Genomic DNA, 26,625 nt, shown 5'->3' with positions numbered 1-26,625 from the left:
ACCCTACTAGAAAATCCTCTTTTTACATTTATTTTAATCCTTTAATTAAAGGCGACGCTTCACCGCTATGGAAAATCCATAAATCATGCAGTGATCTCGTACATGCGACATACATTAACTTCGCATCATGCTTTGTATTTTTATAATGTTCTTCATCAACATCCATTAGAATTACAGCGTCAAATTCTAAACCTTTCGCTAAATATACAGGTACTACTGAAATACCACCTTCATATTTACTTTGATTTGCTTCAATGACATTTACCGTCAATCCTGCATTCGTTAATTTCTCATACATATCGTGGCATTCATCATCTGTTCTACCTATTACTGCAATTGTTTTTACATCTGCATTTTGCAAATGCTTTATTGTCTTCAAAACTTCAGTGAATTGATCTTCTGCATGGATTACTTTTACGTCTTCACCGCTACGGAAAACTGGTGTTGCGAGCCCCACTGGTATTTCTGCATTTTTAATTATTTCATTTGCGAATTCAATAATTTCTTTTGTAGAACGATAACTTCTAGTCAATTCAAAATAACCTGTTTCTTGGAATACTTCCTTAAATGCGTTCCAATCTTCAATTCCTTGGTAATCATAAATCGCTTGCGATAAATCACCTAATATAGTGAAAGAATTACCTAGTGTAATTTCTTTTAATACATACACTTGAAATGGCGAAAAATCTTGCGCTTCATCAATAACGACATGATGAAACTTCTGACCGATTTCAATACCTGTTATGCGATGATGGATGTAAATTAAGGCAGGTAAATCTTCTACATACACTTCTTTTTTACGACAACTCTTTTCTGTTTCTTTAACAAGTTCTTCAGGTAAAACTTCGAGTATTTCTTTACTTTTCAATATTGAACTATACAGTGAAAGAGCACTCATTTTTGGCCAAAACTTCATATATGTGTTCAATCTCTTAGTCGCTTCTTTTTTGAGCAATTTTTTCTCGTTCGTTTCCCCAAACTTTTTAAGTTCAATTTCAATCCAGCGCTTCATGCGGCCTACTAAACGTTCTCTTCTTTTCTTTAGTGGATAATGTTTATATTCAACTTGCATCCATTTTTTAATGTCTTCTACTGGAATAATCGCTTTATCCCACGCCTCAAAATCCTTTGTCGGAACTAAGTCATTTTCAAATTGAATCATTCTCTCTTCAATAAACGCCTTAAATTCCAGTGTACCCTTTAATTTACCGAGCATTACCTTACTTTCATCACGATTAATTGAAAATGCTTCTTTCAATTTCTCTTCTGTTTGCTTTAGTTTCACTGAATCATCTAACGTACGCAATGCCCAATCTGGAAACGTTGTTTGACTAATATTCCCTACCCCTAATTCAGGCAGTACACTCGAAATATAATCTAAAAACAAGCTGTTCGGAGCAAATACAATCATTCTTTCTGCCTCTAACTGTTCACGGTATTCATAAATTAAAAAAGCAAGGCGATGTAAAGCGATTGTTGTCTTTCCGCTCCCTGCAACCCCTTGAATAAGTAATGGTAAATTTCTTTCCGCTCGAATAATATCATTTTGTTCCGATTGAATCGTTGAAACAATATCCTTTAGTTTATTATCTTTATTCTCACCTAATCGATATAGAAGAAAATCATCGGCATGCGATACATCTTCATTTCCTTTCACATATGTATCAACAACACGTTCAAGTTCTCTTTTACGAATGGAAATGTTTCGTTTTAAATACACATCACCTTCAACTAACCCATCTGGTGATTGATAAAACGCTAGTTCTTCTCCACCGGTAAATGAATAAAACATACTTGCGACAGGCGCTCGCCAATCGATAACAATTGGTTTCATCGTGTCCTTATCTGAAACACCTACTTTACCGATATAAATCGGCATAACTTGTTCTTTTCCATCCTCTTGAAAGTCTAGTCTTCCAAAATACGGCTCTTCCACACCGATACGTAAGTTCTGTCTATTTGACTCCCTCATGCTTTCAAGAATTTGCTCTTTAAAATCTTCTCCATAATAAACCGGGATTTTTTCAAGCTGTTCTAATTGATCATCCATCGTATGTAAAGTATCCCTCATTTTTTGTAACTCATCTTCAAATATGTTGCTCATTTCGACGATTCCCTCCTGTCCGTTCTAATTTTTCAGTCGAAATACAATTGTATTAAAAATCCATTCGCAAAGTCAATAGTTCTAGTGAGAATTTTCTAAAATATAAAAGAGTAACCATTAATCCCTACTCTGCTTTGCTTTAATTCGATATAACATATTTAAAACATTCTTTATTAATTTGAGAAGTTCAATTAAAAGAAACAATAAAAAGCAGATAATGAAATATTTCATTATCTGCTTTCCAATTTTATATAGTTACTTTTATTATACTTTTTGATATAAAAGCCAATCCCCAGAATCAATCACTTTCTTTAACATCTTTTTATCCTGAGCAATATACACATACGCATGTATTTCCGTATCAGCAACATACACTGTTTGCGTTATTCGGTCATATAAATCAGTCTCTGCATTACCTGTATATTCTTCTAGTTCATCTAACTTATGCAAAACATCATCATTTACTTCATAAACTTCCCCATATACCTTTACTTCATTAGAACAAATCATGGCCGGATATCCTTCGTTTGTATCAAATAATTCCCCATACGTCCATGCTCCGTCTGCGATGCATGTTGCACCTTGCATATAATGAGCATTCGTTTGCCCTCTTCTTAACGTGCCATAAACGAAAACATGATACATAAATCCCTATCCCCTTTATATGTCTCTACTTTCTTATTTGTAAATAAGCACGGATCATAAAGTAACTCACTTCATTTGGAAGCTGTTCTTTAATAGATTTCAAACCACCTTCTGCATTTTGTACAGCAGTTTCTATAAGAGATTCATACTCTTTTGGTACAAAACTTTGCCAATCTACTTCCATCCCATCCTCAAAAGAGCGAATTAAATGGTTTTCAATTGTTTGTCTTGATAGATCACGTTCTTTTGCAATCTCATTTAGGTCAATTCCTTGTTTATACATTTCATACGTTTCCAAATGAGAATTCGCTGAAGCTTTTCCTGATTTTTTACGCTCAGAAACAACTTCTGTCTTAATTGTTTCTACATAGTTTGGATTTTCATCAATAAAATGCTGAACTGCTTGTAAGAAGTGCGAGCCATACTTCACAAGTTTGTGTTCTCCAATACCTTTTACTGTTAACAGTTCGGAATCATTTCGCGGCATTTTGGCACACATATCTTTTAATGTTTGGTCAGAGAAAATAACGAACGGAGGTACACCTTCTCCTTGTGCGATTTCTTTACGTACTTCACGCAACACTTCAAATAAAGGATGATCTTGGACGATTTGTCTCGTCTCTACTCGTTCTTTTCGTAGAACATTCTCATTACCAAGTAATACTTCTTTCCCTTTTCCCGTTACTTTTAATGTCGGATACGTACCATGTTCAACTGCAATTAACTCATCTGAAATTAAAAACTCTATAAAGTCACTCACTTCTTTTACACTACGGTTTGATAAAAGGCCATACGTTGGTAAAGTATGAAAATTAAATTCAATAACTTTCTTATTTTTCGATCCAGTTAATACTTGTGCAATCATTTGTTTTCCAAATCGTTGGTTCGTTCTAATCATACAGGATAAAACCATTTGTGATTCTCTCGTCACATCGATGCTCTCACGGTCATCCGTACAATTACCGCAGCGTCCACAATCTTCTTTCGGTTCTTCTCCAAAGTATTGCAAAATGAATGATTGTAAACATTGTTCTGTATGACAGTAATCAGTCATATTTTGCAATTTTTCAAGTTCATTCGAAAAACGTGATTCTCCTGTTGATTGATCAATTAAAAAGCGTTGTACTTGCACATCTTGAGAAGAATATAACAAAATACATTCACTATCTAATCCGTCACGACCAGCACGTCCTGCTTCTTGATAGTAACTTTCCATATTTTTTGGCAGCTGATAATGAATAACGTAACGAATATTCGATTTATCAATACCCATTCCGAATGCAGATGTCGCTATCATTACACTTACTTCATCTCGTAAAAAGAGTTCTTGTTGCTCATTTCGATCATGATCACTCATACCAGCGTGATATTTTGATACCGAAACTTCCGCTTTCATTAAATCTTCATACAACTGATCAACTACTTTTCTAGTAGCTGCATATATAATCCCTGATTCCTTTTGATTTTGACGAATATAATCCGCTAAATAAGCATTACGATCCTGTCCTTTAATGACAGAAAATGATAAGTTCTCACGCTCAAAAGTTGTCATAATTGTATTTTCTTGATTAATTTCAAGCGTTTTGCAAATATCATCACGTACTTGCGGAGTTGCTGTCGCTGTTAACGCTAATACGAGCGGTTTTTCTGGGAGATAATCTAGTATACGATGTATATGTAAATAACTTGGACGGAAATCATGTCCCCACTGCGAAATACAGTGCGCCTCATCAATCGCAATCATCGGGATTTTCATATCGATAAGTTGATCAACAAACTCCATTGAATCAAGACGCTCAGGAGCGACATAAAGTAACTTATAATGCCCTTGTTTCGCTAATTGAATTCTATGATTAGCTTCTGTCATTGAAATAGAACTATTAATATACGTAGCGGATATACCGTTTTGTATTAGTGTATCTACTTGGTCTTTCATAAGTGAAATCAAAGGTGATATTACTAACGTCGTTCCTTCGAATACTAATGCGGGAATTTGATAACAAATTGACTTACCTCCGCCCGTAGGCATAATGCAAACTGTATCTTTCCCCTCTAATACATTTTTAATTGTTTCATCTTGCCCTCTTCGGAATGACGAATAACCGAAATAAGACGCTAAAATTTCTTGTGCTTTTGTAAACAAAAAAGATTCACCTGCTTTTCTTTATCTTTCATCTACTTCTATTATATCATCACTTATGCGACTTGAAAGCGATGAATAAATGCTTATTATTTTTTCATTATTCTATATTTCACCTCGTATTTAATATTAATTAGCATCGGTGTTTTGTATGTTTCACAACATTTAAAACATACATCCATTACACATGAAGAAAGCATTTCAATTTAAATATTCATTTTATTGCCCTTTCTTGAATACTACTAATCGTATATATATAAATGCAGGAGGTTATTATATGAAGCATCGTAATATGAGTTCCATCAAAGCAAAAACAAAACAACTCCAATTCTCTAATAATGATGCGTGGAAATATGAATCATATTATAAGTACCAGCCATTATTTTCTTATAGAAATTTTTTTGATTTTCTTTCTCAACTTTTTAGACGTTAATATATGCGCAAAAAATAGATCATCCACAGAAGTTTTCTCAATATGAAACGTATAGACTTACTACAATTCAGTTGCTACCATATATAATAATCTGTTGGATAAACCCCTTAAGTTGACCTGCTCATAATAGCAGGTCTTTTTCATGATTACATATTTCTGTGCACTTCAATTTCACTTCCAAGTCTTTTCTCCATTTTATAACCAGATTTAAATCCCAACAATTCATGATAATCATAAAAAGTAAAATATAAATTGTTCACATGTAATTATGCAATTCTTTTTTCTCAATACACAAAACGCATTTTACTTGTTACTATAAAAGTAATCCAGATGAGTTTTTGCTCATCTACATTATCTAGTTAATGGGGCCTGCCGCGGGAAGCAGGTCCCTTTGACTTTATTAAAGTTCCATTTTTATTTGGACACATTTACCAGGTTTTTTTAAAAGAATTTTATGATAATATTACGTAGTCGAGTCCGACATCTCGGCAATACCCTTTAGAGGCTCTGCAACTTCCCTTGCAGAGCCTCTTTTACTTTATATTCAATTTATTTATATATATCACAACATCATTTATCGAATTTCTCCATTTCAAATTACCTGAAAATTATCTAGGACACGTAACTAAAAATAAATCTTTATCATACTTTGAGTTATACATGTTCAAAGGAGTGTTACTTTTTATGTATTCTTATTGGCAATCGTATTACTCCCCCTATCATAACCCTTATGTAAACTATGATTTATCCGTACGTAACTACCGAATAAGTAAAAACGAGAATTTTTTAAAAGGATATATGCGTTCTTTATGGGAACAACACGTCGCTTGGACGAGATTGGCTATTATAAGTATTGTCTTTAATTTACCCGATGTTAACGTTACTGTTGGACGGCTTCTACAAAACGCAACACATATGGGACTATCACTTGAGCCCTTCTATGGCGAGGATGCAGTAAAGAAATATAGTGCATTAATTAAAGATCATTTAGTAATTGCAGCCGATCTTGTGAAAGCCGCAAAAGCTGGTGATCAAAATGCAGCTGCCGCTATAGAGAAGAAATGGTACGCTAATGGTGATGAAATTACTGAATTTCTTCACAGTATCAATCCATATATAGATAAAGAGGAATTTAGAAAAATGTTTTATGAACATTTAGCACTAACGAAAGCAGAAGCGCTTGCCTTCCTAAATAAAGATTATGAAGCAGGAATAAAACTTTACGATAAAATTGAAAAAGAAGCATTAGAAATGGCCGACATGATAACAAACGCAATCGTAAAACAATTCCCGCAAGTATTTCAATAAACTGAGACGTTAACCAGTGATGGGTTTGTACATCCCCACCGATTACTAACCCAGACCAATCAGGGTTTCACGAGCATTTTATCTCCCGCCTAACTTCTCTACTTAAGCTGAATTTCAAGGTGTGATTCTTACTTCTCGTCAATGCGGGATAAAAATAAGCATAAGCCGATTTCAAAAAAAAATCGGCTTATTTAGCTTTCTCTCAATGTTATTTCGCCTCTCCTCTTTACATTTAACGTATATCGATATATTTTATTTATATCCGTTTTTTATAGGAGGAAATAGTTTGATTAACGCCATTGGTCTCGTATTTATACTCACAAATAAACACGAGAAAAAGAAGAAAGTGTATTTGAATGAAAAATTTGCATTAATAGACATTATTGATTCTAAAGAGGTAATTGATGATGAAGGTAACTCATTAGTAGAACTCACTTGTAAATACAGTATATATTTAGATGAAAAATACTACTGTAAATCTCTCGATGATTATACTGGACAAGTATTCCCCTTTTTAAGCGCTAAAATAGGAAAAGGACTTCTTAGAAATTTAAATTATTACTTTTCTTACGTTGATGCCTATGATAAAAAACCACCTGTTAAAGAAATAAGACCGCTTATGAAACAAGTAACGAACAGATAACAATAATCATTCAAAAAAGAAAACATCTAACTTCTGATGTTTTCTTTTTTGAATCAACAACTTGTTGCCTTCTATCCTCTTCTAAATGTATGTATCCAGGCATACTTTAAATTAAAAACATTGGAGGATTAGAGTGAATGAAATACTCAGAAACAATTGTTAGTAAAAGACTTCGAACACTAAAAATGTCTAGTATGTTTATCATGCTAGTTTTAATCGCCTGGCTTGGATATACAAAATTACTTTATGAAAATGGATTTCTTCAAGAAAAAAAGAATTCAGTAGAAGCAATGAATACTAGCATTACAGGAGAAATTGAACAGATTTTCCATGTGAATTTACAAGGTTATCGTAAAACAAACATTGATGCCGTTATAGCTGAAAGTAAAACCGACCCGAGCGAACTATCCTTACTTGAGCTCGTTAATACATCTTGTTCACGAGATTGCATAAGTGAACCAATAACATACGTAAACGCAAACAATGGCTATATTTTTTATAAAGAATCTGGCGGAACTAATGTAGCTATAAAAATTAAAAAGCGAGATACATGGGAAATTGAAAAAAATTTAGTTCAAGATGGAATATAAACTCATAAAATAAAAGAGTACGTAAAGTACTCTTTTATTATTAATACCCTTCCTGTTTACAATGGCATTTCGGTTTCTCTTTACAATGACATTTTTCGCAATCACACTTCGGCTTTTCCTTGCAACGACACTCGTCACAATCACATTTCGGTTTCTCTTTGCAGCAACATTCGTCACAGTCCCTGCGTTTACATCTACATCTTCCAAACATTAAATCATCCCAAAATGAACGTCCACAATGACAATGATTCCCCATGAATATGCTTCCTCCTCAATAGAATTCATCATATTCTATGTTTAAAAGTAGAAAAAGGCTTGTTTACTAGTCTATTTTCTACTTTTAAACAATAGTTTTTTAAGTATTACACTTTCTTAAAAATTTTCTATTAAATATTCGTAGGAAATATTGCAAATAAAAAAGCCCAATGCTTGGGCTTTACATTCATGTATATTTTCTTACTTCTCGTTCATAATAATAGGTAACTACTACGTTAACTAAATATGAAACACCACTACTATAGTTCCTTTACCTCCGCCACAGCTCCTTTCAACCTCTGCAGCATATACCCGATCCCTTTACATCCTTCTAACGGATATGTAATGATTTCTTCTGGATATAACTTTGTGACTACTTTTTTATGCTTCTTTCCCGCAAGCAAAACAATTTCGTCAAACTGTATTAAACCTTTATCAATCATCTGTTTTTGTAGTTGCTCTATACTAATAACTTCATCACTCTTCGAATCAAATGCAAGATCATAGTTTTCTTGTACAATATCATTCGGCTTTAAAAATCCATGCTTTGCTGATAAAATAACCCAATCATCAAAAAACTCAGTTGCGTACGCCTGACATGCTTTCCCGAAAGGACTAATATATACATTCTTCGCCTCAGTAGGTCCATAATCTACATACTTATCCCAGATTTTCTTCTTTCCACATGGGATTATACATAATCTTTTCATCTATATTTTTTACCTCTTTTCTTCCTTATGTTAAATCAATTATTTCATACATTTCCCTCGCAAAATACTATATAATAATTCCAAACGTCACAATTGAATATTTTACCATATTTATATCGATTTCCACTCATATTTCACTTCTTTTCAGAAGCATAGTCCAATTTTTTTCGTTCTACATCTACGTAGTACACTGCACTCTTTACAAATATAATACTACTTCATAAACATTTTGTGAGCTTAATCTTTAAAACGAATCATAAAAATTTTAATATATGAATATGTTTATTTTATTGTTTTTTTAAAGGAGGTGAACAATAATGAAAAATATTATCCCTGCACTATTCGTCTATTTTATCGTTTGTGTTATTGTTATGATTGTTCCAGCATCTGAAGGCTATAATTCTATTAGTTGGAAGTTGTTTGTTGGGCAAGCGTACGCAATACCCATTTTCCTCATTACTGCTGTTTTTACATTTTATATAAACAGGAAAAAGTCTTACGAATAAAGTGAAACTTTAATCCGTGAGGGTTTTCTTCATCCCCCACGGATTATTGGCCTTCACCAATCGGGCTCTTACGGACAGTTGATCCCTCACCTAACTTCTTTACTTTCGCTGAACTTTGAGGTAATGCTCTTACTGTCCGTTAATGCGGAATAAACAGTTATAAGGATAGCTAATGCTGTCCTTATTTTCATACCAGTATCCTATGTAACAAATAAAAAAGACAAGTAGCCATCCGACTACTTGTCCTTTTTGTTAATCAGTACTGAATAGTATTAAGCTTGGAATGCTTCAGTTAATACTGGTACGATTTGTTTTTTACGAGATACAACACCTTTTAATGTAGCTGTGTTGTTTTGTAATGTTACGTTGTATGCTTTCTCAACAACGTTTGCTGCTTTACCGATCGCAAGACCGACAGAATCGTTAGTTAAGATATCAGTTACAACGAATAAGAATAGGTCTAACCCTTTTTCTTCTACTACTGCAGAGATAACTTTTTCAAGTTCCGCTTGGTGTACAAGAACTTCGTTAGTATCGACAGCGTTTACTTGTGCAATTTCAACTTTCGCGTTAGCCATTTGGAATTCTTTAGCATCAAGAGAGATTAATTGCTCCATTGTTTTTCCGCTTAAGTCAGCACCAGCTTTTAACATTTCTAAGCCATAGCTATCTGCATCTACACCAGCGATTTCCGCTAATTCACGAGCTGCTGCTACGTCTTGTTCTGTGCAAGTTGGAGATTTGAATAATAAAGAATCTGAAATGATTGCAGATAACATTAAACCTGCAACTTCTTTACGAATTGTAACGCCATTTTCTTTGTACATTTTGTTTAAGATTGTAGCTGTACATCCAACTGGCTCACAACGGTAGTAAATAGGATCGCTTGTTTCAAAGTTAGCAATACGGTGATGATCGATTACTTCTAACACACGAACAGATTCGATATCGTTAGCACTTTGTTGACGCTCGTTATGGTCAACTAAAATAACGTTGTCCACTTCGCTTGCAACTGTCTCAACAAAACGCGGTCCTTCTACTTTAAAATAGTCTAACGCAAATTGAGTTTCACCGCTGATTTCGCCTAAACGTACAGGCTCAGCATTCATTCCTAATTCTTTTTTCAATTCTGCATAAGCAATTGCAGAACAAATTGCATCTGTATCTGGGTTTTTATGCCCGAAAACTAGTACTTTTTCCATGTTTTCCACCTCTTCATGAAAAGGATATCTTAAAGAAGCAAATATGACAATATTTAAACCCGAATTTTTTATAAATAATTGTACTTTCCTCTATATTTTTCATAAAAAAGATCATCTAAAATGAATTAGATGATCAAAATGTATATTTAATTTAAAATAGTGTAGGAACTTGCACTGCATTGTTAAATGCAAAATTGGAATTTAAACCATTATTCACAAGGTTCACATCAATAACTTGATAAAATGCATTTCCAGTGTCCGCAATCTCCCAAACAGCTAAAATAAGATGGTAGCCACTACGATCAGTTGGTACATTTGCTTCATGCGTTACTGTTGTCCCCGGTCTAACTCCGCCATCATTTTTCACATAGAACGGCACTATATCTAAACTAGACCTTGTTAAAGGCATATTTGGATTCCAATCCTTCTTTGTAATGTAGTATTTCCATTCTTTCGTACTATGAGGAGCCGTTAGTTTCCACTTGAATGTATTCGTCCCGCCGTTTAACGTAATTTTCTTCCACCTATCCACTGATTGAGCGTCTAAAGCAGGAAAATTACCAGCACCTGCAATTTGTCCATCAGAAGGTCCTAATTGCGGAAAGCCGCCTATTCCTTCTACACTTTGCGGTTCATATTGAACTGGACCGCAATTTACATTTACCCCTTGCTTACATAAATAAGATCGGCTCGCTGGTGATTCTACATACCCATGAGCTGAAGCCTTTTCTGAAAACCCAAATGTTAATAATCCCGTAAGTAATATCCCACCACTTAACATAACCTTTTTCATCTTTTGTAAACTTGTCTTTTTCATTCTTTCATCCCCTTCCCAAAAATGAAACGAAAATAACTATAGTTGCCTAGTCATCTTCTCTACATCCATTATAAGTGGAAGAGCATTACTAAAAGAACCCTCTAAAAACTTTCTCAAATTCGTTTAACTACAACAATATCAATTCTTCACGCATTTTAATTACCAGTTATCACATTTATTATTTATTTTGTCGTTTTATTGTTAACTACTTACAATTATATATCACAGTGTAGCGCTTAAAAAAGTTTGATTACATTAACTCTATAAACCTAGATAAAATAATAAATAGAAAAAGTGGGTTTTGAAAAAGATTGATTATTACTTGATCCTTGTGCCATTAAAGCGTGCAATTACGAATTTGGCAAAGGTAGTCTAGTTATCAAATAGCCCTCTCCCTCTCAGATTTGCGGAAACTGGCTCCTTTCCTATCTCACGTGCCCATATAGACAACTGGCCGATATGATGGATTTCGTGGACAATGACATGACGTATTAACTCTCCGTGTGTACATTCAATGACTCGGCGCCTAATTGGTGCGTCTCTTGAGCTAATCGGCTCTTCCTTGAAGTCAGCTTTTGAAAGTTTCCGAGAATCCATTTCATTTGTCCAAGAAGTCACAAACGGCTTCACTTTCTCGTGGTATTGAGCTGAAAGATTTTTCACTTTTTGTAAGCTGGCATACTCTTCAAACACTGGTTCCTCAGGGACTGATTCACCGCGCAACCCTAAGATCCACATATATTCCACATCTACAATATGAAATAGGGTATGTAGTATACTGCCGAACCCACCGACCCGTTTCTTTACTAGTTCTTCAGCCGATATGTCTTCGCACCATGTAAACCAATCATCACGAACTTGCCAGTTATATTGAAACAGTTTCAACATCACAGCAACCTCCATCTTTTAGATTAACATTTACTATTCACCAAATGGCTTCAAAATCCCTATTTTAATACTACCTCTTAAAAACCTGTTAAACTCTTATATAAACTGGACTTCAAATTGAACGTTCAATTTGAAGTTAAAGAATGAAAAGAAAAAACTAAATCATTTTATAATAAATAACCGTTGCATCTAACTCACCATCCGGAGAAATTGCATACCCTGGTATTTTACCGGATTCTTGAAAGCCTAATGACTTGTACAATCTATTGGAAGGGTCTCCTTCTCTAGTATCTAATACTAAAAGAGATCTGTTTTCTAGTTTCGCTCTTTCCTCTGCTTTTTGCATAAGTGAACGTCCAATACCGTTACGTCTAAAATTCGGATGAGTCATTAACTTGCAAATCTCAGCTCTATGGGTCCCGTTAGGCTTTGTAACTAAATGTAATTGAACACTTCCTGCCACTTCATTGTTTATTTTAGCAACATACAATATTACTTCTGGTGCTAATACCGCTTGCCAATAATTTGTTGCTTCTTTTTGTTCCAGTGGAGGTAAAAAACCAATTGATGCCCCATCATCTACAACCGTTGTCAAAAGTTTAGAAAGATCTTCAATCTCATTTTCTAGTTGCTTCATTTCTTCAATTACTAAATTTCGCATTACTTTTCCCCCTTTTGTTTTCATTTTAACAATTTTTATAGCAGGAATAATTAAATATTAAGATGAAATTGATTAAGATACGATTTTTTAGAGAAAGGATCACTATATGAAATATATATTAGACAGGAAATACGTAAGAAAATTACTGGATTGGGCATATGAACAAAACCCAGGTCCTTGGTTCGAACATTCAATTCATGTTGCCAATGCAACTGAAAAAATAATTGTAGAACTTATAAAAAATGGGTATGACTTAGATGTTGATATAGCATACAATGCCGCTCTCCTGCATGATATAGGAAGATATAAAGGTTTTACTAAATCTGTTATTCATTCCTATGATGGTTACATGTATATGAATGATTTAGGGTATACAGGAAACGCCGTTATATGTGTGACGCATTCATTTCCTTGCAAAAATGAGCATATAGATATCGCAGCAGAGTGGAGCCTTGTTCCTGATTATATGAAAAGCCGGTTAATTGAAATATTGAATGAACATAGTGACTATGACTTATACAATAAAGTAATTACTCTTTGCGACGCTCTCGCTGATGCAGATGGTTTTACTACGCTTGAAAGAAGATTGGTTTCTGTTGGTTTACGTCATGGCACAACCTCTCATACTTCTTTACATTGGAAAGGATTCTATACAATTAAGAATGAATTAGAATCTTTAATTGGGAAGAGCATATACACCCTTCTCCCTGATGTAGAGAAATCAATTTATAAGAATACAGAATATTAAAACAATCATAACTTAAAAACGATACAATTTGTAAGTATGCTTCTAAAAAACTCATTTAAAAGTGGAGGGATTACTTATTAGTAAAATAGGATTTGACTTAATAAATCATGAAGGTAACTTAAATATTGGATATGAAGATATAGTTGATATCTCTAGGAAATGTAAATTTTCTAACTGTTCACATACAAATGAACCACAATGCGCGGTTAAAAAAGCCATGTCTGATGGAATTCTTTCTGAAGAAATATTTAAAAATTATTATAGACATTTAAACGAGGCACAATATGTTTCTAAGCAAAGAAATAAAACAAAAGCTATCGACTATATGAAGCAATTGAAACTTTTTCAAAAAAATTAGGATAAACTAGAAAACCCTCCTTAAAATAATATTTTAAGGAGGGTTTTCTAGTTTAATGACTTTGATTTTTTAATTCCACCATACACTCTTGTACTAAAGTTACTGCTTGACTCATTGCAGCTCCGCCAGCAAACGCGGTCGAAACACCACAAGCTTCTAAAATTTCTTTATCAGAACATCCTTGGTCAATACATCCCTTTGTATGATAAATCGTACAATATTCGTCTTGTGTTGCTAAACTAATCCCTAATGCAATAAGCTGTTTTTCTCTTTTAGTTAATGCCCCCTCCTGAAAACACGCTTGTGTAAAAGCGTTATAGGTTTCTGCAATTTCAGGAATTTGTTGTGTGAAATTCCCAATACCTTCTTTGTAATGAAGTAATACATCATTTATAGAGCCAAATTGTTGATTTTCCATCGTATATCCTCCATTCATTTTATTTACACTTACTTTAGTATGAGATAAAATGAATGATATATACAAATACTCACTTTAAAAATAGAAAGAATTTTCAGTTTATTAAACTTTTAAATTTACACGTTTACAGTTTCAGCCCATCATCCACCGACATTTTTTCTTTAGAACTTTTCCTTTCTCCCTCTTTACTTCGCTCTTCCCAAATCGTTAAACCTTCCATTCCTACTTTTTTAGGATCAAATACTGGATCTTTCCCTTCTTTTTTCTGCGCCTCATAATCTTTTAACACTTTTAATGCGGTTTTGCTTAATAATAGGATTGCAATAAGGTTTAACCATGCCATACTACCGATTCCTAAATCTCCAAGATTCCATAAAAGTGAAGCTGATTCTACGCTACCGATGTATACCATAATTAAAAATCCAATTTTTAAAACTGGTTTTAACCATCCATATTTCAATTCACAATCTAAATAAGTGAGAGTCGTTTCTGCGATATAGTAATAAGCAAGCAAAGTTGTAAATGCGAAGAAGAAGATTGCGATTGAAATAAATATTGGACCAAATCCAGTCATAACAGTTTCAACTGCTTGTTGTGTATAAATAGGACCTGCTTCTACATTGCCTATATTTTGTACAATTGCACTTTTCCCTTCAGGTATAACATTGTACATACCTGTTATTAATATCATAAGCGCTGTCGCTGTACAAACTACAATTGTATCGATATATACAGAAAACGCTTGAACTAACCCTTGTTTTGCAGGATGCGATACTTCTGCAGCAGCCGAACTATATGTTGCCTCTCCAACACCTGCAACGTTTGAAAACACCGCTCGCTTTACACCCCATGCAATTGCTGCACCAACGATCCCGCCAAACATTTCATTTACACCAAATGCACTTGAGAAAATTAAAGCAAACATACTTGGAATTTCTGTTACATTTGCAATTAAAATGATGCATGTAACAATTACATAGCCAATTGCCATAAAAGGTACTAACATTTGTGACACACCAGCAATTCTTTTTACTCCCCCAAAAATAATCGCTGCTAGTAACACAACTAAAAATATACCTGTTACATATTTACTAATACCGTTAGAGTTTTCAAATCCAACAGCGATACTACTCGATTGAATACCTGGTAATAAAACGCCGTATGAAAGTGTTACAACTACCGCTACAATGACTGCAAACCATTTCATTTTTAAACCTTTCTCAATGAAATATGGTGTACCGCCACGATATTCATTTCCTACTTTACTTTTATATACTTGAGATAATGTTGATTCAACAAATGCACTAGCGGCCCCTAAAAGTGCCATCACCCACATCCAAAATACAGCGCCCGGTCCCCCAAAAGCTATTGCTGTTGCTACCCCTGCGATATTACCTATTCCAACCCTTCCTGATAGAGCCAAACAAAATGCTTGGAAGGATGATATTCCAGTCTCTGAACTTTTCCCTTCAAAAAGTAGCTTAATCATCTCTTTAAAATAACGAATCTGTAAAAAACGAGTCGCAATGGTAAAATACACTCCTGCTCCTAATGCGAAAACAACTAAACCTATACTCCATACTTGCCCCACTAACCACTCTACTAACTTTTCCATCCAAATCCCCCTTATCATTCTTTTGAAAAAGTAATTTTTTATATAAGAAAACGGACAACCTTTATCCCACATTCCAGTTGTCCGCTTCTCATACTATTTCATCATTCTTTTATCTCACTATTCATCGTCTGCAAGACTCTCACAAACTAGTTTTTCACTTAATATTTACCCAAACACTCTTCACTTCTGTATAATTATCAAGCGCATAGGAACCTAGTTCGCGCCCAATACCAGATTGCTTATATCCACCAAATGGTGCAGCTGCATTTTCTAAGTTATAATCATTAATCCATACTGTTCCTGCCTTTAATTTATTGGCAACTTGATGTCCTGTTTTAATATTTTGTGTCCATACGCCTGCTGCAAGTCCATATGAAGAGTGATTTGCCCTTTCGATTACCTCTTCTGTTGAATCGAATGGAAGTACAACGACAACCGGTCCAAAGATTTCTTCCTTAACAATTGTCATATCATCAGTAACATTTGTGAATACGGTTGGCTGAACAAAATAGCCTTTTTCAAATGCACGTTCACCACCAGCTGCAACAGTAGCACCTTCCTTCTTTCCTTGTTCAATATAATGCAGCACACGCTCTTGTTGTTTTTTAGATACGAGTGGCCCCATTTCTGTATCAGTTTCCATCCCAGCTCCAAGTTTAATATTATTTGCCCTTTTTACTAACTCTTCTACTACCGTTTCATAATGCTTCCGATGAACGAATACGCGGGATCCCGCACTACAATTTTGGCCATGATTATACATAATCCCTTGGAATGCACCATTAATCGCTTCTTCTAAATCAGCATCTTCTAAAATGATATTTGGTGACTTACCACCAAGCTCTAACGTTACATGTTTAATTGTTTCTGCAGATTGACGCATAATATATTTTCCCGTAACAGTAGATCCTGTAAAAGCAACTTTATTAATATCATGATGATTTACTATCGCAGCTCCTGCTTCAGGGCCGAAACCTGGTACAAAGTTTACAACACCGTTTGGAAAACCAGCTTCTTTAAAAAGTTTTGCTGTATATAGCAACGATAAAGGTGTTTGTTCTGCAGGTTTTAATACAATCGTACAACCAGTTGCAAGTGCAGCTCCCATTTTCCAAGAAGACATAACGAGCGGAAAATTCCACGGAATAATTTGACCTACAACACCAACTGGTTCATGGCGTGTGTAATTTAAGTAATCTTTTGAAATCGGAATTGTTTGTCCGATAATTTTTGTAGCCCAACCTGCATAATAACGGTAGTTTTCAACCGTCGCTGCAATATCATCTTCAAGTGCTACTTGATATGGTTTTCCATTATCTAATGCTTCTAGCTGTGCTAATTCTTCTTTATGTTCTTCAATTAAATCCGCTAGTTTATATATAAGATGTGCTCTTTCAGCAGTAGTCATTTCTGTCCAAGGGCCTGATTCAAAGGCCAATCTCGCAGCTTTTACTGCGACATCAATATCTTCTTCTTGTGCTTCACATACGACAGCTAGAACATCCTCTGTTGCTGGATTATATGTTTCAAACGTCTTCCCGCTAATAGAAGGAACAAATTCACCATTAATAAACATTTTAATTTCTTCATTTAAAAACGCTTTCACTTTTGATTTTAGCTCAATGTTTGTCGTTAACATATATACACGCCTCCCTATTTAAACAGCTGCATGAGCTGCGATTTCGGATAATATCGTTTGAAGCTTTTGATCTTCTACTTCAGTTAATCCTAATCTCGGATAACGAGAAGGTCCTCCAACTTGCCCGTGTAATTCCATTGACCGTTTAACAATTTGTACATATTTCCCTGATCCTTCAAGAAATTCACAAAGCGGTAAAATCGCATCGTTTATCTCCCATGCTTTTTCTAATTCACCATTTTGAAAATGCTCATACATTTTCGTAACGAGTCCTGGTACGATATTTCCTGCAACTGAAACCCATCCCGAGGCACCAACTAAATAAGACTCCATAACTAAATCTTCAGATCCGCAGAAAACTTGAAAAGCACCTTCGCCTTGTCTTACTAAATCTCTTGCTTTACGAATATCTCCACTAGACTCTTTAATATGTGTAACATTTTCACACTCTTTTCCAATTCGAAGCATTAGCTCTGTACTCATATCAACACCAGAAGTAAATGGATTATTGTATAACATAATTGGTATATTTACAGCGTGTGAGATTTCTTTAAAATGAAAATAAATTTCCTCTTCCTTTGGTTTACAATAGTAAGAGTTTATAATTAATGCGCAATCCGCTCCGTGTGCTTCTGCATGTTTCGTATATTCAATCGTTTCTTTCGTCGTTTCTGCTGCAGTTCCAACAATGACTGGAATACGGCCATCGACTTCTTTTAATACTGTTTCTACCATGTTAAATCGTTCTTCTTTTGATAAACTAACAAACTCCCCTGTACTTCCATTAATAATAATTCCAGCTACCTTTTGCTCAATAAAGTAGTTTACGTTTTGTTTTACACCTTTCCAATCAATCTCTTGAAATTCATCCATTGGTGTTATTAATACTGGAAATGCCCCTTTAATTTTTTGCATATTTATCTCTCCCTTTAACATTTTATTTTAATAAAAAACCTGTTGGAAATGGATCAGTAGGGTCTAATAGAAACGTCTGCATCCCTGTAATAAATCCTCTACTCTCAAAACGGAAAATATATCCTAATTCTTCTTTCTTCACTTTTTCTACTGTTATAAAACTATTAAATATACTTTCATTTTTAAAAGGTTTATCCGTTATATACTCATTATTAAATAACGCATGTACATAGGACACAATAGTAGAAACAAAACCGGGCGAACGGACAATAAAGTTATCTTCATGAAATGTAATCGACTTTATATGTTTCTCTTCTGTTTGCGAAGAATCTACTAAAATAAGTCTTTTTATAAGCGACTGTTTTTGTATCGCTTGAAGTGTAGCTTCTCCCCATTTCTTTAATTCAGAGATATTTTTAATACCAATTTCTGGTGAGTACGCATCCTTTTCTACAACTGCATATACTTTATCAGCCTGTATAAGAGAGTAACGTATATTACCAATCTTCAAATCTTTCTCAACCATATAACATAGTTTACTTTCAAACGACACCGATATCACTTCATCATCCACTACATAGGCATGGACTGAAAATATTCCAGATAGTGTTTCAATTTTGTATTGATTAGACTCTTTCTTTTTTAAATATCCACTTTCTAGTAACATCGTTATCACTGCGACAATACCTCCATAATGAAGAGGAATGGTTCCTTCATGATTAAAAAATAACACAGCTGCATCCACTTCCTTATGAATAGAAGGAACGACAATACATCCATTTAACCCAATAAAACCACGTGGTTCATTTAATAAAAGCTGCATTTCTTCTGCTAATTCGCCTGAAAATTGTTCATTTAAATGTTCTAAACTGTAGTAGTATTTGCATGGTACGTCCTTTATTACACGAAACGCTTCGCCAGCTACGTGCACATCTACTGCTGTATACATTTTTTGAATGTTCATTTTACATCCTCCGTTTCATGTTCCATCGGCGGAATTAGCAAAAAGCCTTCTTTCAGTGGATCCTTTTCATTGTAGAAAAATCTATGCATCCCCATAAGCCAAGCTGAGCCGGTAATCTTTGTTACTACCGCTTCAATATTTTCTACATATGTTGTATTCATGACACACCCTTTAAATAGTGAACCTACAATACTCTCATGAACAAATTCTTCATCGATGTCGATTTTTTTATGAGCGTATAATACAGCTAACTTCGCTGATGTTCCTGTACCACATGGAGATCGATCAATTCCTCCTGGCGGAACAACAACTGTATTTTTCACATGCGCACTTTTATGAGTAGGATCTGTATAAAATTCAACATGTGTTAATCCTTTTATAAACGAATACTCTGGATGAATAATTTCAAACTTCTCATTTATTGTGTTTCGAATATGAATCGCCTTATCAATAATTATGGATGCATTTTCTGGTACTAACTCTAAACCTACTGACTTCGCATCGATAATGGCATAAAAATTCCCTCCATACGCAATATCAGCCTCTACAGTTCCAATTCCTTCGACTTGTACAGTAATATTTTTCAGTAAAAAAGCTGGTATGTTACAGAATGAAACTTCTTTCGCCTTTCCATTTTGAACAGTAATATCCACTTCAACTAAGCCGGCTGGTGTATCAAGCTTTAAAGAAGTAATCGGTTCAACTATTGGAATTAAACCTGATTCAATTAAAGCTGTACACACACCAATTGTATCGTGACCACACATCGGTAAATATCCACCTGTCTCTATGTATATAACGCCTATATCAGCTTCAGGATGACATGGATCTGTTAACAATGCTCCAGACATTACATCATGACCACGCGGCTCATTCATTAACAATTTGCGAATCCAGTCATATTCCTTTTTCATATGTAACATCTTCTCTGCCATCGTCTCTCCAATTAGCTTAGGAAGGCCGCTAATTAATGTCCTCGTTGGATTCCCGCCCGTATGTGTATCAATCGTCGTAAAGACTTTTTGTGACCTCATCCGTTTAACACCCTTTCTGTAAAACGACTCAAACGAAGTGGTTCAATAGGAATAATTGTTTCTTTTTCATTTAATAACTCTTCAATCACTTTCCCAGTAACTGCCGCAAGACTAATTCCATCACCTTCATGTCCAGCTGCAATATAATAATTTGGAATATGATCCACTCGTGAAATAATTGGCAAATGATCTTCTGTCCACGGACGTAAGCCGGCATATGAACGAATCACCATCATATCTGCCATTTTCGGATAAAAACGAATTGCTCTGTTCGCAATGCATTTAATAACCTCGTTGTTAATTCTCGTATGAAATCCTACAAACTCTCGACTACTACCAATTAAAAAATTTTGGCTTTCTGTCGGTTCAAATACAAGAGCTACCCCGTATTTTTCAGTTAAAGCATCCACTTTTCGTTTTCCGCCAAATTTAGAAATTAAATAACCAAATTCCATTACTTTACGGCAACCTACATGTTGTTGCCTTGAGGCTACAATAATATGCCCTTTTCTCGGTTCGATTGGAATATTTACATCTAACATCTGCCCGATTTTAGGAGCCCACACACCGGCTGCGTTCACAATTTGCTTCGCAGTAAACGTCCCATTTGTCGTTTCTACAATAAAGGAGCCGTCTATATCTCTTTTCATTTCTTTTACTTCTGTATGATTAATCGCTTTCGCACCCATTTTTTTCGACTCTGCTAGAAGTGAAAATGCAAGGAGATATGGATTTACAGTAGAATCAGTTGCGCATTCTAAACCACCCAATAAATCATCCGCAAAAAATGGTGATTCCTCTCTTATGTCTTGCCTATCAAGCATTCGAAACGGTAACCCAGCATCTTTTTGACGATTCACCCATTGCTGCGCTGCCTCCATCTCTTCGTCTGATTCACAGACTAGAATACTTCCTGGCGCCCTATATTCAAATGAGTGCTCCAACTCCTCACTTAAATCTGTTACTAATTTTTGACTTACTAATGACATTTGACTATCAAACCCTGGGTCTTTATCAATCGCCAAAATGTTTCCGTCACATCGTGAAGACGTCCCACTGACAAACTCACCTTTTTCAATGATTGTTACGTCTCTTCCGTATTTTGAAGTGTAATATGCAATAGAACATCCTATAATTCCACCACCTATTATTAAAACGTCACAGTGCCTCACAAAACACCCCTCCTTTCACTTACATCTCTCATTTTCTTTTATGCAATTGACGTGCCAACTCTACATATATACACTTTTTATAAATAATATTTTTATTTGTAAAAATATTTTAAATTTATCGTAAATAGGTGTATTATTTTTTTATCACTGTCTAAATTTTTATACATATCAGGAGGACGCTATGACATTTTCATTTCCAACAATCAAAGAGTTTATGAAAATTTTGTCTATCGATTGTACAAGTAACATGAAACACATTAACACAGTAGATGGGACATTTTATTACCTCCCTTCTACTACAGAAGAATATAGTTGCGGCTATATATATGAGGACGACTCGTTCACTACTTTAATTGATGCACTTTCACATGCATTAGCCGTTGTCATCATTAACAAAAACGAAGAGCCAATATGTTGTATAACGGCTCAGCAAATGATTCCGTTTCTTTATAAGTCTTACACTGAGCTACAATCTTTTTATAACACTGTAATTCAAACGACTGATTCTTCTGTTACAGTCATTGATGAAAAAGAATGTGTCCGTACGTGGACAGATGGTGCTGAAAAAATCTTTTCGGTTAATCATAATGAAATTATTGGACAACCAATTACTCGTTTTTTTGATTATAAAGACTTGGAAATCTTGCAATCATTGCATGACGGAAAAAGTATAATCGCTCAATTCCATCAGCCTCGTCCTGATTTGTTCGTATTAATAAATTCAAACCCCGTTTACTGTAACGATGAAATTATAGGAGCAGTCGTTTCAGAAACAGATGTGACAAATCAAGTTGTATTGAATGAAAAACTATTTAATATGTCACATGAAATGCACCGATTAGAGCAAGAAGTAGCAAAATATAAAGATACATCCGATCCTTTCCTCGCGATGAATGGAAAAAGCCCTGTTATACAAAGGACTATTCAATTAGCTAGAAAGGTCTGTTCAGTGAAATCAACCGTTTTAATACTCGGCGAAAGCGGTGTCGGAAAAGAAGTATTTGCGAAAGCAATACATGAAGCAAGTGAGGCAGCAAAGGCGCCTTTCATTTCAATTAACTGCGGCGCAATTCCAGAAGCTTTATTTGAAAGTGAATTATTCGGATATGAACGTGGGGCGTTTTCTGGAGCGAATAGTAAAGGAAAAAAAGGTAAAATAGAGCTCGCTCAAGGTGGTACTTTGTTCCTTGATGAAATAGGTGAAATGCCTCTCGATATGCAAGTGAAACTTTTACGTGTATTGCAAGAAAGAAAGTATTATCGAGTTGGTGGAGAGAAAGAAATAAATATTGATTTCCGTATTATCGCTGCTACAAATCGTGATTTACAAGAAGAAATGCGAAAAGGAACTTTCCGAGAAGATTTATACTATCGTTTAAATGTAGTTAGCTTACAGATTCCACCGCTGCGAGAAAGACGAGAAGATATTATTGAATTAACATACTCTTTCTTAAACGATTTTTCGATTAACTATAACAGACCTATTCGTGACTTACCTTCAAGCATTATGCATGAACTACTTCATTACGATTGGCCTGGTAATATTCGTGAACTTCGAAATGTAGTTGAGAGACTCGTCGTATTTGCGACAGACGGTATTATAAAACAAGAATATTTACCATTTCATACAAATGATACTATAGACAATCATACGTCTCATTCCCTATTACTCAGCAATAATCATACGATTCTTTCTTTACAAGAAGAGATGGTTGAGCATGAGAAAAAAGTAATTGAAAGAGCTTTACACATTTTAAAGGGGAATAAATTAGAATGTGCGAAAAAACTTGGGGTAACGCGAGCCACTTTATATAATCGTTTAAAAAAACTTGGGTTACAATAAAGTGAAACTTTAATCAGTGGGGGTTTTGTTCATCCCCACTTGATTATCAGCCCTCACCAATCAGGCTTTTACGGGCAGTTGATCCCCCTCCTAACTTCTTTACTTTCGCTGGATTTTGCGGTGGGGTCTTACTGCCCGTTAATGCGGGATAATTCTTAACTCCTCTATATTGGCATAGTTTTTGCATTATAATTTGTGCAAACCGAACTAGAGGAGGAATACATATGACGAATAAAGAGAACTTAATTGTTTGTCGTTGTGAAGAGATTACATACGGACAACTTCAATCGACAATTGCTGAATATAAATGCTCGGCAAGAGAATTAAAACTAAGAACACGTGCCGGTATGGGATTTTGCGGTGGCCGCACATGTAGAATGATGTTAGATCGAATGATTGAAAGTGCAAATCCTGACGTAACTCCTAATGAAATACCGTTAAAATATCAACCACCAATACGTGCTGTTACCTTTGGAGCGGTAGGTGATAATAAATGAGTAGAATTACACATCACCCTATTTTAGGTAGTTTACATAATAGTCAGCGCATCACTTTTCAATTTAACGGGCAACAATATGAAGCATATGGGCATGAAACAATTGCTGCTGCCCTGCTAGCAAATGGAATACGAACGCTACGCGTACATGAAGATAGCGGGAACCCGCGAGGTATTTATTGTAATATCGGTCATTGTTCAGAATGCCGTGTGACAGTAAATAATCAAACGAATGTACGCGCATGCTTAACAGTTGTAGAAAACGATATGATTGTTGAAAGCGGAAAACAGCATCCAAATATCGTGAGAGAGATGGTGAAAAAGCGATGATCGATGTAATTATTATTGGTGCAGGGCCGGCAGGATTATCAGCTTCCATCTCTTGTGCACGTTTTGGACTTAACGTACTTGTTATTGATGAATTTATGAAACCTGGCGGGAGATTGTTAGGACAGTTACATCAAGAGCCTACTGGAGAATGGTGGAACGGAATTGAAGAAGCAAAACGTCTTTACGAAGAAGCCGAATCATTGTCAGTCGATATTCGGTGCGGTGTTTCCGTCTATAATTTAGATAAAGATGATAGTTCTTGGTTCGTACATACAAATATCGGTATGTTAGAAGCTCCGTTCGTATTAATTGCTACTGGCGCTGCGGAGTATTCTATCCCCCTTCCTGGCTGGACACTTCCAGGAGTTATGTCAATTGGAGCGGCTCAAGTTATGACAAATGTTCATCGCGTGCAAGTCGGAAAAAAAGGAATCATTATTGGTGCTAACATTTTATCATTCGCCATTTTAAATGAATTGCAATTAGCTGGAATTAAAGTGGATCATATCGTACTACCTGAAAAAAGTGAGTTAAGCCAAAAAGCGGGTGAACCAGAAGAAGTTTTGAACTCCCTTTTAAATGCAGCTCATCTCGCTCCTTCTGCTTTTTTGCGTATAGGTAGCCGTTTTATGAAATATGATTGGATTCGAAAAGCCGGATTAACCTTCTATCCAAATAACGGAATGAAAATAAACGGGACACCACTTCATCTTCGGAAAGCTGCACTTGAAATTATTGGAACAGATCAAGTTGAAGGTGTTCGTGTTGCTACTATTGATTCTAAAGGAAACATTATGAATGGATCAGAGAAGATATATGAGGCAGATTTCGTTTGTATCGCTGGAGGTTTATATCCGCTTGCTGAGCTTGCTGCTGTAGCTGGATGCCCTTTCCATTACATCCCAGAATTAGGTGGACACGTCCCTCTTCATTCCGAAACAATGGAAACCTCTCTTCCAGGTTTATTTGTAGCCGGAAATATTACTGGGATTGAAAGTGGGAAAATCGCGATGGCGCAAGGGAGTGTCGCTGGATATTCAATCGTAAAACAAGCTAATATAAAATCAAATTCAGTTGAACAACACTTACAACAAGCAATCCAACATGTTCACACCGTACGCCATCATGCTGCGATTCAGTTTAATCCAATGATTGATGCTGGTAGACGAAAGATGAATGAAATTTGGCGTGATTATTCCACCACATATGCACATACTAAAAAGAGCTGCTGAGATTACTCTCAACAGCTCTTTTCACTACTCATCCGAGTTATTAAATTTCGCTAATGCATAAATGCCTTCTTCATCATCTAATTCAAGTTGTAATCTTGCTGCGAATGAATTGACATTGTATTCTCTGTCAAGTAATAAGCGTAGTGCCTCGATTAAGTTCGCTTGAATTAAAATTTGTTGACGACCATTTACCTCTACTTCAGCAGAGAAACCATACTCATCATCATACATTAGTTCAACTAATACTTCTTCTGGACCCACTTGTCTTTTTTCAGCGATATATACGCAAAGCGCATTTATAAGCTCTTGCTCAGAAATTTTTATTGTTTCCATGCTACTTCATCTGCCTTTTTCTTACGTTGATCTTTGAAGTATTTAAATGCACGAACTGCTAACATTACGATACCAGCCATTACTAACATATTTACCATAAACGCTAATACAGAACCAAGAGCTCCCATATTTGCAAATAAGCTACCCATTAGTAAACCACCAAGACCACCTAGTAATAAACCTTTCATAAAGCTTCCTTTATTACTTTTTGGCGCTGTGTTTGCTGCTTTTGTTTTTGAATCTGGATTCGTTTTTTGAGAATTCACGTTTGAGTCTTTTTTGTTTAAATCAACTTTTGACTTTTGACCTGAACTTGGTGTAAATGATTTTTTACCAGATTTGTAACTCTTCGCTGCTGCGTGATCTACAAACATGAAGCTACTAGCTCCAAAGATAACCATGAATGCTGTCATTACTGCTACAAGTTTTTTCAACATATTATATCCATTCTCCTTTTATATAGATATATGTGAAATCTATCTTTCTTGTAAATTTAGAATGATAGATTTGTTTTTAAGAACATTTTAAAGGTTCTTATGAACTTATTATATGAACTTTTGTCGAAATATGCAAGTATTATTTACTTTCAACAGTTTGGTCACAAAGGAAAAATTAAGCAAAACAGA

At 35.1% G+C, this 26,625-nt stretch carries 29 protein-coding genes; 11 read left to right on the top strand and 18 right to left on the bottom strand.

Annotation, left to right across the window (positions count from 1 at the left end; genetic code table 11):
- Window positions 1-28: 28 nt before the first annotated feature.
- The 3 genes from G9F74_RS16670 to recQ form a co-directional block, all read right to left on the bottom strand.
- Window positions 29-2,104: a HelD family protein gene (locus G9F74_RS16670; protein ID WP_016108569.1), complete on the bottom strand. Its 2,076-nt coding sequence runs from the start codon at window positions 2,102-2,104 to the stop codon at window positions 29-31.
- Between the two features lie 264 nt (window positions 2,105-2,368).
- Window positions 2,369-2,749 (bottom strand): gamma-glutamylcyclotransferase family protein, encoded by a 381-nt coding sequence (locus G9F74_RS16665; RefSeq protein WP_000274911.1) that lies wholly within the window; start codon window positions 2,747-2,749, stop codon window positions 2,369-2,371.
- A gap of 25 nt (window positions 2,750-2,774) precedes the next feature.
- On the bottom strand, window positions 2,775-4,892 hold the full coding sequence (recQ, locus tag G9F74_RS16660) for a DNA helicase RecQ (RefSeq protein ID WP_016108570.1): 2,118 nt from the start codon (window positions 4,890-4,892) through the stop codon (window positions 2,775-2,777).
- Between the two features lie 274 nt (window positions 4,893-5,166).
- Here recQ and G9F74_RS16655 point away from each other — a divergent pair, with 274 nt between their 5' ends.
- The 4 genes from G9F74_RS16655 (at window position 5,167) to G9F74_RS16640 (ending at window position 7,863) form a co-directional block, all read left to right on the top strand.
- A complete protein-coding gene (locus tag G9F74_RS16655; protein ID WP_000682737.1) occupies window positions 5,167-5,322 on the top strand; it encodes a hypothetical protein in 156 nt (51 codons plus the stop codon).
- A gap of 684 nt (window positions 5,323-6,006) precedes the next feature.
- Window positions 6,007-6,630 carry a hypothetical protein gene (locus tag G9F74_RS16650; protein ID WP_000287721.1) on the top strand — a complete coding sequence of 208 codons (624 nt, stop codon included), beginning with the start codon at window positions 6,007-6,009 and terminating at the stop codon, window positions 6,628-6,630.
- 286 nt (window positions 6,631-6,916) lie between these two features.
- Window positions 6,917-7,273, top strand: a complete 357-nt coding sequence (locus G9F74_RS16645; protein ID WP_000606238.1) for a hypothetical protein — start codon at window positions 6,917-6,919, stop codon at window positions 7,271-7,273.
- A 137-nt stretch (window positions 7,274-7,410) separates the two neighbouring features.
- The gene (locus G9F74_RS16640) at window positions 7,411-7,863 is read left to right on the top strand and encodes a hypothetical protein (protein ID WP_016108571.1); all 453 of its coding nucleotides are present in this window, start codon (window positions 7,411-7,413) and stop codon (window positions 7,861-7,863) included.
- Here the strand turns inward: G9F74_RS16640 and G9F74_RS16635 are convergent.
- Window positions 7,843-8,070, bottom strand: coding sequence for a hypothetical protein (locus tag G9F74_RS16635; RefSeq protein ID WP_023440958.1), 228 nt, complete (start codon window positions 8,068-8,070; stop codon window positions 7,843-7,845). The two genes, G9F74_RS16640 and G9F74_RS16635, sit on opposite strands and share 21 nt — an antisense overlap.
- Before the next feature lie 308 nt (window positions 8,071-8,378).
- Window positions 8,379-8,828: a DUF6884 domain-containing protein gene (locus tag G9F74_RS16630; RefSeq protein WP_000824892.1), complete on the bottom strand. Its 450-nt coding sequence runs from the start codon at window positions 8,826-8,828 to the stop codon at window positions 8,379-8,381.
- Between the two features lie 317 nt (window positions 8,829-9,145).
- Between G9F74_RS16630 and G9F74_RS16625 the strand changes: the two genes are divergently transcribed.
- Window positions 9,146-9,334 (top strand): DUF4017 family protein, encoded by a 189-nt coding sequence (locus G9F74_RS16625; protein ID WP_000789480.1) that lies wholly within the window; start codon window positions 9,146-9,148, stop codon window positions 9,332-9,334.
- Between the two features lie 272 nt (window positions 9,335-9,606).
- Here the strand turns inward: G9F74_RS16625 and ppaC are convergent, their stop codons facing one another.
- The 4 genes from ppaC to G9F74_RS16605 all read right to left on the bottom strand — a co-directional run bounded on the left by ppaC (window position 9,607) and on the right by G9F74_RS16605 (window position 12,902).
- Window positions 9,607-10,536, bottom strand: a complete 930-nt coding sequence (gene ppaC, locus G9F74_RS16620) for a manganese-dependent inorganic pyrophosphatase (protein WP_016108572.1) — start codon at window positions 10,534-10,536, stop codon at window positions 9,607-9,609.
- Window positions 10,537-10,687: 151 nt separating this feature from the next.
- Window positions 10,688-11,353, bottom strand: a complete 666-nt coding sequence (locus G9F74_RS16615) for a lytic polysaccharide monooxygenase (RefSeq protein ID WP_016108573.1) — start codon at window positions 11,351-11,353, stop codon at window positions 10,688-10,690.
- Between the two features lie 372 nt (window positions 11,354-11,725).
- Window positions 11,726-12,241 carry a DinB family protein gene (locus G9F74_RS16610; RefSeq protein WP_016108574.1) on the bottom strand — a complete coding sequence of 172 codons (516 nt, stop codon included), beginning with the start codon at window positions 12,239-12,241 and terminating at the stop codon, window positions 11,726-11,728.
- 157 nt (window positions 12,242-12,398) lie between these two features.
- Window positions 12,399-12,902 carry a GNAT family N-acetyltransferase gene (locus tag G9F74_RS16605; protein ID WP_001245264.1) on the bottom strand — a complete coding sequence of 168 codons (504 nt, stop codon included), beginning with the start codon at window positions 12,900-12,902 and terminating at the stop codon, window positions 12,399-12,401.
- 106 nt (window positions 12,903-13,008) lie between these two features.
- Here G9F74_RS16605 and G9F74_RS16600 point away from each other — a divergent pair, with 106 nt between their 5' ends.
- Window positions 13,009-13,650, top strand: coding sequence for an HD domain-containing protein (locus G9F74_RS16600; RefSeq protein WP_016108575.1), 642 nt, complete (start codon window positions 13,009-13,011; stop codon window positions 13,648-13,650).
- Between the two features lie 61 nt (window positions 13,651-13,711).
- Window positions 13,712-14,008 (top strand): ribosome small subunit-dependent GTPase A, encoded by a 297-nt coding sequence (locus G9F74_RS16595; protein ID WP_000398687.1) that lies wholly within the window; start codon window positions 13,712-13,714, stop codon window positions 14,006-14,008.
- Window positions 14,009-14,060: 52 nt separating this feature from the next.
- Here the strand turns inward: G9F74_RS16595 and G9F74_RS16590 are convergent, their stop codons facing one another.
- From G9F74_RS16590 to G9F74_RS16560, 7 genes are all read right to left on the bottom strand, one after another.
- Window positions 14,061-14,426, bottom strand: a complete 366-nt coding sequence (locus G9F74_RS16590) for a carboxymuconolactone decarboxylase family protein (protein WP_000431413.1) — start codon at window positions 14,424-14,426, stop codon at window positions 14,061-14,063.
- 124 nt (window positions 14,427-14,550) lie between these two features.
- Window positions 14,551-16,059, bottom strand: a complete 1,509-nt coding sequence (locus G9F74_RS16585; protein WP_170958064.1) for an alanine/glycine:cation symporter family protein — start codon at window positions 16,057-16,059, stop codon at window positions 14,551-14,553.
- A gap of 136 nt (window positions 16,060-16,195) precedes the next feature.
- Window positions 16,196-17,680 (bottom strand): aldehyde dehydrogenase family protein, encoded by a 1,485-nt coding sequence (locus G9F74_RS16580; protein WP_000958339.1) that lies wholly within the window; start codon window positions 17,678-17,680, stop codon window positions 16,196-16,198.
- An 18-nt stretch (window positions 17,681-17,698) separates the two neighbouring features.
- Window positions 17,699-18,595 carry a 4-hydroxy-tetrahydrodipicolinate synthase gene (gene dapA / locus G9F74_RS16575; protein ID WP_001169442.1) on the bottom strand — a complete coding sequence of 299 codons (897 nt, stop codon included), beginning with the start codon at window positions 18,593-18,595 and terminating at the stop codon, window positions 17,699-17,701.
- Between the two features lie 22 nt (window positions 18,596-18,617).
- On the bottom strand, window positions 18,618-19,559 hold the full coding sequence (locus G9F74_RS16570) for a proline racemase family protein (protein ID WP_001025533.1): 942 nt from the start codon (window positions 19,557-19,559) through the stop codon (window positions 18,618-18,620).
- Entirely contained in the window at window positions 19,556-20,593 is a 1,038-nt protein-coding gene (locus tag G9F74_RS16565) for a proline racemase family protein (RefSeq protein ID WP_016108577.1), read from the bottom strand. Before G9F74_RS16565 ends, G9F74_RS16570 begins: the two co-directional genes overlap by 4 nt.
- Window positions 20,590-21,765, bottom strand: coding sequence for an NAD(P)/FAD-dependent oxidoreductase (locus tag G9F74_RS16560; RefSeq protein WP_001215237.1), 1,176 nt, complete (start codon window positions 21,763-21,765; stop codon window positions 20,590-20,592). The genes G9F74_RS16565 and G9F74_RS16560 overlap by 4 nt, the downstream gene beginning before the upstream one ends.
- Window positions 21,766-21,946: 181 nt before the next feature.
- Between G9F74_RS16560 and G9F74_RS16555 the strand changes: the two genes are divergently transcribed.
- From G9F74_RS16555 to G9F74_RS16540, 4 genes are all read left to right on the top strand, one after another.
- Entirely contained in the window at window positions 21,947-23,608 is a 1,662-nt protein-coding gene (locus tag G9F74_RS16555) for a sigma-54 interaction domain-containing protein (RefSeq protein ID WP_016108578.1), read from the top strand.
- 224 nt (window positions 23,609-23,832) lie between these two features.
- A complete protein-coding gene (locus tag G9F74_RS16550) occupies window positions 23,833-24,105 on the top strand; it encodes a (2Fe-2S)-binding protein (protein ID WP_000182283.1) in 273 nt (90 codons plus the stop codon).
- Window positions 24,102-24,434 (top strand): (2Fe-2S)-binding protein, encoded by a 333-nt coding sequence (locus G9F74_RS16545; protein ID WP_000087054.1) that lies wholly within the window; start codon window positions 24,102-24,104, stop codon window positions 24,432-24,434. Before G9F74_RS16550 ends, G9F74_RS16545 begins: the two co-directional genes overlap by 4 nt.
- On the top strand, window positions 24,431-25,666 hold the full coding sequence (locus G9F74_RS16540) for an NAD(P)/FAD-dependent oxidoreductase (RefSeq protein ID WP_000567614.1): 1,236 nt from the start codon (window positions 24,431-24,433) through the stop codon (window positions 25,664-25,666). Before G9F74_RS16545 ends, G9F74_RS16540 begins: the two co-directional genes overlap by 4 nt.
- Window positions 25,667-25,690: 24 nt before the next feature.
- Here G9F74_RS16540 and G9F74_RS16535 read toward each other — a convergent pair whose 3' ends face one another.
- Together G9F74_RS16535 and G9F74_RS16530 are read right to left on the bottom strand one after the other, a co-directional pair.
- Window positions 25,691-25,999: a YxcD family protein gene (locus tag G9F74_RS16535; protein ID WP_000447764.1), complete on the bottom strand. Its 309-nt coding sequence runs from the start codon at window positions 25,997-25,999 to the stop codon at window positions 25,691-25,693.
- Window positions 25,987-26,436: a hypothetical protein gene (locus tag G9F74_RS16530; protein WP_000914475.1), complete on the bottom strand. Its 450-nt coding sequence runs from the start codon at window positions 26,434-26,436 to the stop codon at window positions 25,987-25,989. Before G9F74_RS16530 ends, G9F74_RS16535 begins: the two co-directional genes overlap by 13 nt.
- Window positions 26,437-26,625 lie beyond the last annotated feature (189 nt).

It is taken from the genome of Bacillus sp. EKM202B, from assembly GCF_011066025.1.
GTDB classification, from domain to species: domain Bacteria; phylum Bacillota; class Bacilli; order Bacillales; family Bacillaceae_G; genus Bacillus_A; species Bacillus_A toyonensis.
Note: the sequence above shows the minus strand (reverse complement) of the source record. Positions and strands in the feature narration are given on the sequence as shown.

Coding starts and splice junctions, on each gene's coding strand:
- G9F74_RS16670 (WP_016108569.1), bottom strand. CDS start 2,104: ATGAGCAACATATTTGAAGATGAGTTACAAAAAATGAGGGATACTTTA.
- G9F74_RS16665 (WP_000274911.1), bottom strand. CDS start 2,749: ATGTATCATGTTTTCGTTTATGGCACGTTAAGAAGAGGGCAAACGAAT.
- G9F74_RS16655 (WP_000682737.1), top strand. CDS start 5,167: ATGAAGCATCGTAATATGAGTTCCATCAAAGCAAAAACAAAACAACTC.
- G9F74_RS16650 (WP_000287721.1), top strand. CDS start 6,007: ATGTATTCTTATTGGCAATCGTATTACTCCCCCTATCATAACCCTTAT.
- G9F74_RS16640 (WP_016108571.1), top strand. CDS start 7,411: ATGAAATACTCAGAAACAATTGTTAGTAAAAGACTTCGAACACTAAAA.
- G9F74_RS16630 (WP_000824892.1), bottom strand. CDS start 8,828: ATGAAAAGATTATGTATAATCCCATGTGGAAAGAAGAAAATCTGGGAT.
- G9F74_RS16625 (WP_000789480.1), top strand. CDS start 9,146: ATGAAAAATATTATCCCTGCACTATTCGTCTATTTTATCGTTTGTGTT.
- ppaC (WP_016108572.1), bottom strand. CDS start 10,536: ATGGAAAAAGTACTAGTTTTCGGGCATAAAAACCCAGATACAGATGCA.
- G9F74_RS16615 (WP_016108573.1), bottom strand. CDS start 11,353: ATGAAAAAGACAAGTTTACAAAAGATGAAAAAGGTTATGTTAAGTGGT.
- G9F74_RS16610 (WP_016108574.1), bottom strand. CDS start 12,241: ATGTTGAAACTGTTTCAATATAACTGGCAAGTTCGTGATGATTGGTTT.
- G9F74_RS16605 (WP_001245264.1), bottom strand. CDS start 12,902: ATGCGAAATTTAGTAATTGAAGAAATGAAGCAACTAGAAAATGAGATT.
- G9F74_RS16600 (WP_016108575.1), top strand. CDS start 13,009: ATGAAATATATATTAGACAGGAAATACGTAAGAAAATTACTGGATTGG.
- G9F74_RS16590 (WP_000431413.1), bottom strand. CDS start 14,426: ATGGAAAATCAACAATTTGGCTCTATAAATGATGTATTACTTCATTAC.
- G9F74_RS16585 (WP_170958064.1), bottom strand. CDS start 16,059: ATGATAAGGGGGATTTGGATGGAAAAGTTAGTAGAGTGGTTAGTGGGG.
- G9F74_RS16580 (WP_000958339.1), bottom strand. CDS start 17,680: ATGTTAACGACAAACATTGAGCTAAAATCAAAAGTGAAAGCGTTTTTA.
- dapA (WP_001169442.1), bottom strand. CDS start 18,595: ATGCAAAAAATTAAAGGGGCATTTCCAGTATTAATAACACCAATGGAT.
- G9F74_RS16570 (WP_001025533.1), bottom strand. CDS start 19,559: ATGAACATTCAAAAAATGTATACAGCAGTAGATGTGCACGTAGCTGGC.
- G9F74_RS16565 (WP_016108577.1), bottom strand. CDS start 20,593: ATGAGGTCACAAAAAGTCTTTACGACGATTGATACACATACGGGCGGG.
- G9F74_RS16555 (WP_016108578.1), top strand. CDS start 21,947: ATGACATTTTCATTTCCAACAATCAAAGAGTTTATGAAAATTTTGTCT.
- G9F74_RS16550 (WP_000182283.1), top strand. CDS start 23,833: ATGACGAATAAAGAGAACTTAATTGTTTGTCGTTGTGAAGAGATTACA.
- G9F74_RS16545 (WP_000087054.1), top strand. CDS start 24,102: ATGAGTAGAATTACACATCACCCTATTTTAGGTAGTTTACATAATAGT.
- G9F74_RS16540 (WP_000567614.1), top strand. CDS start 24,431: ATGATCGATGTAATTATTATTGGTGCAGGGCCGGCAGGATTATCAGCT.
- G9F74_RS16535 (WP_000447764.1), bottom strand. CDS start 25,999: ATGGAAACAATAAAAATTTCTGAGCAAGAGCTTATAAATGCGCTTTGC.
- G9F74_RS16530 (WP_000914475.1), bottom strand. CDS start 26,436: ATGTTGAAAAAACTTGTAGCAGTAATGACAGCATTCATGGTTATCTTT.